The following is a 10325-nucleotide window of genomic DNA, read 5'->3' as shown; positions in this document are numbered from 1 at the left end:
ATAAAACAAAAAAGGTGACATTTCTGTCACCTTTCGAGGTCCCGAGCGGATTCGAGGATGTGTTGATAATCAATGTTTTAGCTTAGAAAAATGATTTGGGTATCATTATGGGTAGCAAAAAAGTGATTTTTATATAATTGTAGTTTCGTTGTTCTAAATCAAAATTTCACAGTTACTTAGTTTTTCTTTAGCCCATTCGGGAATCTCAATGCTTATTGGTTGCCCGTCTTTGTAAGCGTATTGGCTGTTATATCGGAGGTCTAAAACTCGTAAATTTGTCAAACCTTCAACTGCTTTTGGGAAAGCGGTAAGTCTGTTTGAAGATAAGTCTAAAACTTTTAGATGTTGCAACTTGGCTATGCTTGGATTTAATGCTTTTAAATTATTTACCGAAAGACATAATTCTTCAACATTTTCAAATACCTCTATACCTTTATTTAATGTTTCAAATTTACAATTGTGCATATTGATGCTCTTGATTTGCTTAGGATTTGGATGGTCGCTTGGAAAGGCAATGCCTGTGCTTACCGATGACAAAATAATTTCATCAGGACGTTGGTTTTTCCAATTATGATAACCAATGCCTTTATGAAAATTAAAATGGTCGCCAGTCGTCAAAGCATTTAGAGCTGCAATACGTTCTTTGCTTCCCAACGCAAAATTTGCTAATACAAACGCTAATCCTTTTTCGTAATATTTATAAAGCAGCATGGCAAATGAAAATACCTGCTCCTTGCCGATAGTGGCTGCCATTTTTTGTAATTTATCTCTGAGGTCTTTTTCTTTTGTCTGGGAAATGTTGATAAAGGTTTGTTTGTCTTTTAAAATTCCAACCCATTCAACTTGAGCTTGTACTTCAAGTATTTTTCTTGCTTCAGCTCTAACTTTTGCATCATTGAAGGTTTTACACAATAACAATAACTCTTCAGAAATTGTACCTGGAATACCCCCTGTTTTGAGCATTTCTAAGCCAATTTGTACACTACTTAAATCATTGCTACCCAGAAGTTGTTTAAGTCCTTCGGCCATTTGAGTATCGCCCGCAATTTCTTCTTGTACCAAAAACTTTTCTTCTTGTCCAACATTCTTAATGATTTGATAAAGCTGATATTCAAGTAAAAAAGGTATCTCTTGTTGCTGATAGTGCAAAACCGATTCAGATGGTTTCTGCCCGATAATGAGATGCGTGACCGATGTGTTTAGTGTAGTTGAAACTTTAATGTTGAGCGTGTCTAATTTTTCTTTAATGGTTGTTTTCTTTTCGGTAAAATTTCCATCTAAAAAACAAACACTACCAGCTACCAATGTATCAAGTCCTTGTTTATTTAGAGGGGTTTCGATTAAAAAGTTAGTGATATTTTGATTTAATAATTTATATGGAATAGAAAGCCCTTGAAAATAGCGATAGAGCGGCCAATTGGTTGGTAGCGTGAATTTTGCTTGGCTCTGAAATTGGTAGAAAAACCATTCTTTGTCAGTTCTATCCATGCCACTTTTACCAATGGCACTCATAAATGAAGGAATATCTTTTGCTGGTAATGCTTTTAACTCAAACCACTCTTTATGGTAAACAGGAAAGATTTTTCCTTTATCAAGCATAAATAAACTATCTTTTATTTGATTACCATCGAAGCGAACATATTTAAGTTTTGGAGTTGTATAAACAAAAGATAAATCTTCTAATTTATTGTTGTTTAGATAGAGGGAACCTAAGTTTTTTAAATTACTCCAGTTTTTAGGAACAACTCTTAACTTAGTATGGCAGATATTGATATTTGAAAGATGCTCAAAATTTACAAACCAGTCGGGTAGAGAATTCATTTTACCCTTATTAATAAATATGGCTTGCAGTTTCTTACACTTTTCTAATTCATCAGGGAAATTTTCAACAAAGGTTAATTCTAAATTTTTAAGATTTATACAGCAACTTATTCCAATTAACCTTGTAGGGGTTATATTTTCATCGTTATTGATGCGTAGTGTTTGTAATTTCTGTAACGTGGAGAAATTTAACTCTTCCGATAACAGCTCATTTCTAATTAAGAAAAGTTGTTGCAGATTAGATGGTAAAAGTTCGTTGATGTCAAGATTGGTAAGTTTGGTAAAAACTAAGTTTAATGCTATTAAGTTTAAACAATGGCTTAGTTTGACCATTTCTTTGATAGGGGCCTGAATCGAAAGATAACTTAATCGCTTTAAGTTCTGAAAGGTACTATTAGGAATAGTATTTAATAAAGATGATGCTATGTAAATATCAACTAAGGTTTCTGATAATAGAAACTGGGGTATTTCTTTTAGTTTTTTTATGTTTATTGAAAGTCTGCTCAAATGCTCAAAAGCGAAGTCTTTTCTTGTATAAATAATATCATCAGATTCAATATTCAAATATTGTATTTTTGTACATTCGGCTAAAGTATCTATATTGAGTGGCTGTTCAGTAACAATGTTGAGCGTTATTAAATTTGAAAATTTACCAAAAAAAGGTGGTAAAGTAGATAAGGACTTATGATTAATTGATAGATTTTGGATGTTTGCATTACAATGACTTAGAATTAATTCAATCTGCTTTATTGTACAATTTTGGTCTCTTATGTCTAAATAATAATTGTCTTTGAGAAGGAGAAAATCTACTTGGTTGAAGTTTTGAATAGTCATAGTATGAATTGTTTATTCAGTAATTTTAAAAGCATTAGTGAGGTGAATTGTAGTATAATATTTGTTAAGTAGCTCGTATTGCTGTTGTGTTATTTCCCCATATTGACAGTGAAAGTTTTCTTTTAATTGAGGAAATCGCACTGCAATTTCGCAGATAACTTCAATCGAAAGTTTAGAATGATTATAAAAACTATTAACCATTATTCCTTTGGCATTTACAAGGTTTAGCTCTTCGGGAAGCTGTTTGATAGTTTCAAAATTCTGTTCGGTGATGGTTATTGTAAATGGCTGGTCTCTCGAAAAAGTCCAATCATTTCTTAATCTTTCTTCCGTAATGCTGTTTCGGTAAGATTGATACGCCAAAACACCTTCCCAGTAGTTTAACTGAGGATGATTGAATAAATGATAGCTCAATTCTCCTTTCATTGAAGCCCACCCCCTGCGGTCTTTTACATATTCATAGACATCGGCTGGAGCAAATCTTTTGAAGAGTTTTCGAGCTTCTTTTCTGACTTCTAAATTGGGGTGGCAACCTTCTGTAACTAACAGATAATTTAAAATACGATTACTTACACCACCGCCAGCCAGCATTTGCAGAGCTAATTGATGATTGGCTTCATCTTCTGAGAGAAACAGTTGAACGATTTGGGTAGTTAAATCTTTGTTTTCTTCTTGTAACAAGAAAAAGTCCTCTGGACTATTCAGAAAATCGGTGAGATACTCCGATAAAACTAATTCTTTCTCAGAAGCAACAATTTTAACGGCTTCTTCGATGGATAAACCATAGCCAATAGATATGTGTGTGATAGTTTCGTTGATAGTATTACTTACTTCAAGGTTTTTACTATTTAACTGCTCTTTTACTTGCGGTTTGGTTAGGCCGTGTGGTCTTCCAGATAGGTAAAAGCATGAATTTGAATTGATGGTTTGTTTCAGTGTATTGGGCAGATAATGACGTAATTCGACAAAATTCTCGGTGATGATGCCAAAAACAAACATCCTTTGGAGGTCATTCAGCTTAAAATTCTTTAGTGCATAAAACTTCTCACAGACCTCATTATAGTCTTCATTTCTATAACCTAATACTTCAGGAAGCTTTACATGAGGCAATAATGCAATCTCCAATCTTGGATTTCTATCATTTGGACTGTATATGAATTGACTTTCTTCTACCTGTGTGAGTAGCCCAAGCTCCAGTGGCATTCTGACCGAAGCTGTGCCAATGGTAAGTTTTTTTAAGGTTTTAATCTCACTTAACTCTCTAAAAAAATCAGGTAGGTATTCTGGGTTTTTCAATTCTCGGAAATACAATGATAATGTTTCTAAAGAGGATAGTTGAGCAATGCCTTTAACTATAAAGCCATTATCATATAAGGTACTGTAAGAGAAGTGTTTGAGTTGTTTTAGTTTAAACAAATGGCCGCTACTAATACCAATAAAAACACCATAAATCGCTTCAATTTGTGGGTTTTTGGCAATAAAAATATCAAAATTTTGCGTGGTAACATTAGTGCTTATTTCTTTAAACGCAGCTAAATTATTGAGATGCTGAAAATCAAGTTCAATGCTATGAGCAATTAAAGATTTCAACTTTTGAAGTTGATTCCATAGACTTGGAATCTCAAACTTTACACTATTATCAGCCTTTAAAGTTAGGTTTTGCAGGTTAATTAAATGACCAATGTTTTCTAAATTACTGGGGTATGATGAAACCTCTAAGCTTTCGATTTGTTTCAGAAGGTGAATGTTTTTTAAATCAGCATTGCCATAAATGTACACACTTTTTAGGTGTTGTATTTTTGATAGGCTTTCAAAAACCTCAAGAAAATCGCCTTTGAAATTCCAAGCATCAAGATGAATATAATTCAAGTTTGTGCAAAAACTTAGAAAACCGCTCGACTGCTCAATGACTTCAGCCGATGCTCTTACATTTGCGAAATTGGGTACTGGTAATTTTTCAACCAAGGGTAAAGTTTCCTTGTCTTTTGGTTGAATTATCAATGAATTTAGCCTTTCTGGAAAATAAAAACTTAGTTTTTCGGGCGAGGTTTTCGGGTCAATACTAAAAGTTAAATATTGGAGATTAGTAAGTGTCTCGAACCCTTTGGGAGTAGAGCGAAGTTTGTTTGCTGCTAAACTTAGTACCTGTAAATGTTTAAGTTGGGTGATATTTTCGGGTATTGATGAGATTCCACTACCGATAAATTCTAAAAATCGGATATTGGGTATACTATCGAAAAGCGTTGGCAAAAGACTCATTGCCGACTTCACCTTTAGCTGCAAGCCTACCAATTTTGGCATTTTTAATACACAATTCGGGATTTTATCAAGCCGAGTACCACTGGCATTTAGCCACTCTAAATTCGGCAATTCACTCAAATAATCAGGCAAAGTTTCGGTGCTTCGTCCAACAATAAACAAGCCTTTCAAGGTTTTTAGATGAACGATTGACTCCGTAATCTGAGCTGCCGAAAGTACGAGGTAAGTTACTTTATTTAATTTTCGGAGTTCATCATATACGGTTTCTAAAATATGAGGAAAACCTTGTATATCTAAAAAATTAGCAGTGATTGGTCGTTCCGAATCTGCTTTCTGAAACTTTTTGACAATCAATGGAATATTGGAATGTTTGAAACTCTCATATACTCCATCTTTGTTGAGCCTGAAATATGACTCATCACTGTTATAATTGGTAAGATGGACGTTTAAATATTGCCCTAAACTAATAGTCTCATCAATCTTGAGTTGCTGTGTCAGAATCATCGAAATTACATACGTTTAAGTAATAGCTGAGCTATTGAAGGGTCCGCCATAATAGATTTTAGAGCAATGTTACCACTCGAAACCAAGTCTTGGGCCATCGTTAGTCGAATATCATTTGGAATAAAGTCAATTTTGATAAATGACTTTATGTTTTCTATTTGTTTTTTATCGGGCGAAATCTTATTTACAGTCAAATAATTGACCAACCTTGTGCAGAGCGTAGCAATAATATCGACCCTGATTGGTTCTTTCAGCACTACGCTTTTGAAAGGTTCTAAAACCTCTCTGTTAAAATTATTGGCATTACAGATTTCTTCGGGTTTAATGAGTTGCCCCAGATTATTATTCACAAAGGATATAAATGCCGTAACTGTGTTTTCATCTAAACAAGAGTCGGCAAGCATTCTTACTAAACTTATTTTTTCATAAAGGTTATCAATCGGACGAATTGTTTCAAAGAACTGTACCAGTGTTCGAGGTGTTGTGCGATTACCTTCAACGATTTCGGGGTACAGAAGAACAAAATTGATACCTCGTGGGTCGATACCTGCTTTTTCTGCCCACTTTGCCCATTCTTTTACGTCAAATTCCATCGAAATATGGAGCATTCGGGTAAGCATGGCATCATCCATTGGTGTAACCGAATAATCACCGCCATCGGGGTTGGCAGTAAGTACAATGTGCCATTTGAGTGGAAGTTTCCAACTAATAAGCTCAAAATTTTGAAGCAATTGCATGATTCCTCTCAAAATCCTCTCATCGGCACGGTTTACATCATCAATCAATAAAATACCTGGCCCTTCTTGCGTTGGCACCCACGAAGGAGCTTTAAAAACTGTTTTATCGCCTTCAACACTTGGCATACCTACCAAGTCGCCCATTTCTTCAAACTGAGCAGGTGCAATGTATGAAAACTGAAAGCCTCTCTCTTTGGCAATGGCTTCTACAATCTCAGTTTTGCCAATGCCGTGCCTTCCCCAAATGCAGATGGGTGTCTTTTTTCTTGCTTTCGCCTCTAAATCAGTGTTGGTTTCTATCACGTGATTTACAAACTCAATCACTTCATCGGCCTTGGTTTTTGTACCGTAAAAAACATAATTGTTGTGCATATTCTAAGCTTTTGTTGTTTTTATCATTTTTATTTTCCGTCCTGGCAAATCTGTCCAGTAGCTTGTTTTATCGTCGATTCCTTTACTACTGATAAGCCACAAAATGGGTTTTCTATTTTTTATACTTGGAGCTGGCCCATATCCATCAGTAAAATAAATGATGGCATCGGCAAGGTATTTTTCGTTGGCATATTGTATTGGAGCATCAAAAGCTGTACCACCCCTTCCATGAATTTGGTCTGGAGGTAAACCTTTATAAAAATATTGATGATGAATGTGGGTATCGCATTCAACAATTAGTATTTCTGCTTTTTGTCGCCAAATATGATATAGTTCGCCAAAAAACTCCCCTAAATCTTCTTGGTCAATACTCCCCGAAGTGTCAATCGCAACCAGTAGTTTTTGTCGGCTTTTTATTTTTATGCCAGGCGTTGTGCCATATCGTTTTGAGGGCCGTCTGATTGTATTTTGTAAGTAGGTACGAATACTACTCCCACCAAAAATACGAAGTTGTCTCCGCCAGTCGATTGTGGGTTCTAATGAAGAAATAAAACTGCTCAGATATTCTTGCAAACCCAAAGGAAGGTTTCCAATGCCTTTATTACCAACTCTTTTTATGGCGTTGGTTAGTACATCATTTACGACACTTTCAATGATTTTACGCTCCGATTCGGTTAATTTTTCAAACTCTTTCTCCCATAAATCGTGCATTTCTAATGGCCACTGTTGGTTGGTCATTAAATCATTGAGTCGAGCCGAAAAAGGTTTTCCGCTATCAATGTTTTTTTGCCATGCTTTCAGAAGTTTTTCGTAATAATAACCAACGTCTTTGTTTTTCTCTAATCTAAGTTCGTCAAATTGCTCTAAAAGTACAGCACCTTCTGGAAGTTGGTTTCTTTCAATAAATTGATTGACAACAATATCAGCAGCAATATTGTAAATACGTTTATTCGGAAATTTTTTACTGGTAATGATATGTTTAAAGACGATGTGCAAAATTTCATGTTTAAGCACACCATATTTGAACTCGGGAGTATTCAGAACTTCAGTCCAAAAGTCAGGATTGATATACAACTTAACCATTTTATTGGCAGTTGTTCCCACGGCCATTGTTTCGACCTTAGTTGAAACCTCTTTTAATAGACCTGTAAAGAAATGCCCATAAAAAGACTCTTTAAGAATAAGTTGGATGGTAGTTTTAGAGACTTGCTCAAGAATTAGTTGACTCATTGAACTTAGTTGAACCCGCTTTTAGAAAGTTTTAATAATAAAAGCACAAGATAAAAGATTGGTTTTAGATTTCAATAAGGTAGATAGAATTATGGGGGGTGTTGTTGGGTTTTGTAGGTGTGGAAGGTTTTTAGAATGCAATAAATTTGAGATATAGGAATATGGTGATATTCTGTCTTTTTAAATTAAGAGGATGTATATGATGAATTGTAAAAGCTCCATTTTTAGAAAAGTAAATAGTACCGAGAAATAAAAATGGATATTATAAATAAAGTAATTCTAATATATTTGAACATCAATATACTTATATAGCCATCTATGAAAAAATTAACTCGCACTCTTGGTATCCTTTTGATATTTCTATTTCCATTGAGTGTTGCTGCTCAAGAAGACCTAAACGCTTTAAAAACTTATTTAGATGGTTTAGCAGACCCTGTAATTGCGGAGGCAAAAAGGACGGAGACTGAAGATTGTAATGTTACAATATTATCAGACCCGTCTTTGAATAAACTATTTGCACAAAAAATGGCATATTATCTTTCAGGTGGGACTGATGTGAGTCTTTTTAGAAATTATGCTAAATATGATGCTGCCGATGGAAAAACAACCTTAGGGTTCAACTTTATGGGCCCTAAAAGTCCTAATAATTATGTAAACCAAATCTATAATTTCGGATTAGTGAGTGATAAAGTAGGCAAGTTATTTGCAGACACTAAGGTTTCAAATAACGTTGGAATTTCATTTAATTTAACTTTTTTAAGGAGAGGGACTATTGGAACAGGGAAAGGCTGCGACGATAACACAATTATTGATGCAATGCAGAAAAGACGAGAGTTTTTAAAAGAATCTTTAACAAAACTTGCAAATAATGAGATAAATGAATTTAAAAATTTACAATCATCGAATATTAATTTTCAAGCTTTTACCGATTCAGAACTGAAAAGCTTTGAAAAAGAATTGTATAAAAAGTACAGAGATAAATTTACCGATGATGAACTCACATACGCAAAGGATAAAATTAAAACCATCAGTAAAGGTTTTGTCTCAATTGGGGGGTATCTGCCGATAAAGGGAAATGATTATAAGTTTGCAAATAAACAGAATGACACAACCACCAATAACTTTAAACCATGGGATTTGTACGTAAAAGGTAATTGGTTTTATGAGAGAAATATTTTTAATGTGTTGGTTACTCCCACAGTCGGTGTAAAGGCTTACAATTCGGCAACTTTATATACCATCTATGCTGACCTTGATGAATCAACTGGAAAGCAGTCTTTGTATAACACTTTAGGAGTAAAGTATGATAAGCCTAATGAGACTTATACTGGTCTTTCGGACTATATTTGGCTGGGATACTGGGGTATAAAAGCCCTTGTTACGCCCAAATTCATTAAAGGGAATTGGTTGTCGAGTTTTGCAGTAGCTCCATCATATAATCAAACATTTGGGAAGTACTCTATTCAAGATTTAGGTTTAGATTTTATTTTTGGATTGCCTTCGCAAGATGAAAAAGGAATATCTGTCAATTTATCGCTTAAATGGTTAGATATAAAAGATGCCATTGTTTCCGAAGAAAATAAAAAGAACTATTTTGTGATAAACCTTGGATTGGCAGTTCCTCTTAGTAAGCTTGCTTACTAAAATATAAATTCCCACTATTTATGCACTTTAGGAGCATATTACTATCATTTCATCTTTGATTTTGAAGGTAAGTAATATGCTCCTAAATCTTTATTCCATAACTGGTTTTATGATTTTTCTTAATTGCATCTCCAACGCCACCTCCAAATCCATCAAACTCTCATCCGAATATATTTCCACATCCATTGCAGAAATGTTTATCACAGGATTGTTTCCTAATGAATCACTAATTGTGAAGTGAGCTGCACTATCGCCTCTTGTGGCAGGGTAAATCAATAAAACATTCTGCACACCACGCCTGTAAGCATAAGCCAGCATTTGGTACATATCAGCTTGCGAGATACCTTGCTTTGAATCTGCATTGTGTTGTCTTATTTTATACTTTGTATCAATAATCATTCGTGGATTTTCAAGTACAATGTCTGTTTTCATTTTGAAAGCTTTTTCATTTGTTAGACATGTTTCTCTCTGAGATTCTGGCTTTGTTTCAGGTAAGTGCTTTTCAATGAATCCGAAAATAAAATCCTCAAAAATCACCTCCATTGGCAGTAATAAACAAAAATTACTATTCAAACTATCATTGGTACTGATGGATGTCGATTCTAAAAACATCCGACACATTTCGAGTATCACATTTAGTTCTTGGTACAACGGATTCAACTTTACCAAGTCGCAATCTGATGCTTGGCAATACTCATCCGACACATCATCTAAAAGAAAAAGTATAGAATTGAGCTTTTCTTGGTTGATTGTGCTGGAACTAACAGAGAGTAGCAGTCGGGTTACATACTTTACAACTCTATTGAACTGATTATCAAACAAAAAAGGCTCGTAAGTGCAGTACAAATATTGGTATCTACCTCTCGATAAATTATTCTTAATGTATTCGTTCATAGCCAATCTACCTCTCAGGAAGCTACTTTC

6 protein-coding genes are annotated in these 10325 nt (G+C 34.5%); 1 reads left to right on the top strand and 5 read right to left on the bottom strand.

Features of this window, described 5'->3' with window-relative positions:
- Positions 1-153: 153 nt before the first annotated feature.
- The 4 genes from ACOVO2_RS04565 to ACOVO2_RS04550 form a co-directional block, all read right to left on the bottom strand.
- The gene (locus ACOVO2_RS04565) at positions 154-2385 is read right to left on the bottom strand and encodes a leucine-rich repeat domain-containing protein (RefSeq protein WP_421768826.1); all 2232 of its coding nucleotides are present in this window, start codon (positions 2383-2385) and stop codon (positions 154-156) included.
- 282 nt (positions 2386-2667) lie between these two features.
- Entirely contained in the window at positions 2668-5418 is a 2751-nt protein-coding gene (locus tag ACOVO2_RS04560; protein ID WP_421768825.1) for a leucine-rich repeat domain-containing protein, read from the bottom strand.
- Between the two features lie 5 nt (positions 5419-5423).
- Positions 5424-6527 carry an AAA family ATPase gene (locus tag ACOVO2_RS04555; protein ID WP_421768824.1) on the bottom strand — a complete coding sequence of 368 codons (1104 nt, stop codon included), beginning with the start codon at positions 6525-6527 and terminating at the stop codon, positions 5424-5426.
- A 3-nt stretch (positions 6528-6530) separates the two neighbouring features.
- Positions 6531-7757: a DUF2201 family putative metallopeptidase gene (locus tag ACOVO2_RS04550; protein ID WP_421768823.1), complete on the bottom strand. Its 1227-nt coding sequence runs from the start codon at positions 7755-7757 to the stop codon at positions 6531-6533.
- 318 nt (positions 7758-8075) lie between these two features.
- Between ACOVO2_RS04550 and ACOVO2_RS04545 the strand changes: the two genes are divergently transcribed.
- Positions 8076-9401 (top strand): hypothetical protein, encoded by a 1326-nt coding sequence (locus tag ACOVO2_RS04545; protein WP_421768822.1) that lies wholly within the window; start codon positions 8076-8078, stop codon positions 9399-9401.
- Between the two features lie 90 nt (positions 9402-9491).
- Here ACOVO2_RS04545 and ACOVO2_RS04540 read toward each other — a convergent pair.
- Positions 9492-10325, bottom strand: an 834-nt coding sequence (locus ACOVO2_RS04540; RefSeq protein ID WP_421768821.1) for an McrC family protein, incomplete at its 5' end; no start/stop codon positions are given.

This window comes from Emticicia sp., from assembly GCF_049241225.1.
In the GTDB taxonomy this organism is placed as follows: Bacteria; Bacteroidota; Bacteroidia; order Cytophagales; family Spirosomataceae; genus Emticicia.
Note: the sequence above shows the minus strand (reverse complement) of the source record. Positions and strands in the feature narration are given on the sequence as shown.

Excerpts from the sequence above, each read along its gene's own strand:
- ACOVO2_RS04545 (WP_421768822.1), top strand. The coding sequence starts at position 8,076 with ATGAAAAAATTAACTCGCACTCTTGGTATCCTTTTGATATTTCTATTT.
- ACOVO2_RS04550 (WP_421768823.1), bottom strand. The coding sequence starts at position 7,757 with ATGAGTCAACTAATTCTTGAGCAAGTCTCTAAAACTACCATCCAACTT.
- ACOVO2_RS04560 (WP_421768825.1), bottom strand. The coding sequence starts at position 5,418 with ATGATTCTGACACAGCAACTCAAGATTGATGAGACTATTAGTTTAGGG.
- ACOVO2_RS04555 (WP_421768824.1), bottom strand. The coding sequence starts at position 6,527 with ATGCACAACAATTATGTTTTTTACGGTACAAAAACCAAGGCCGATGAA.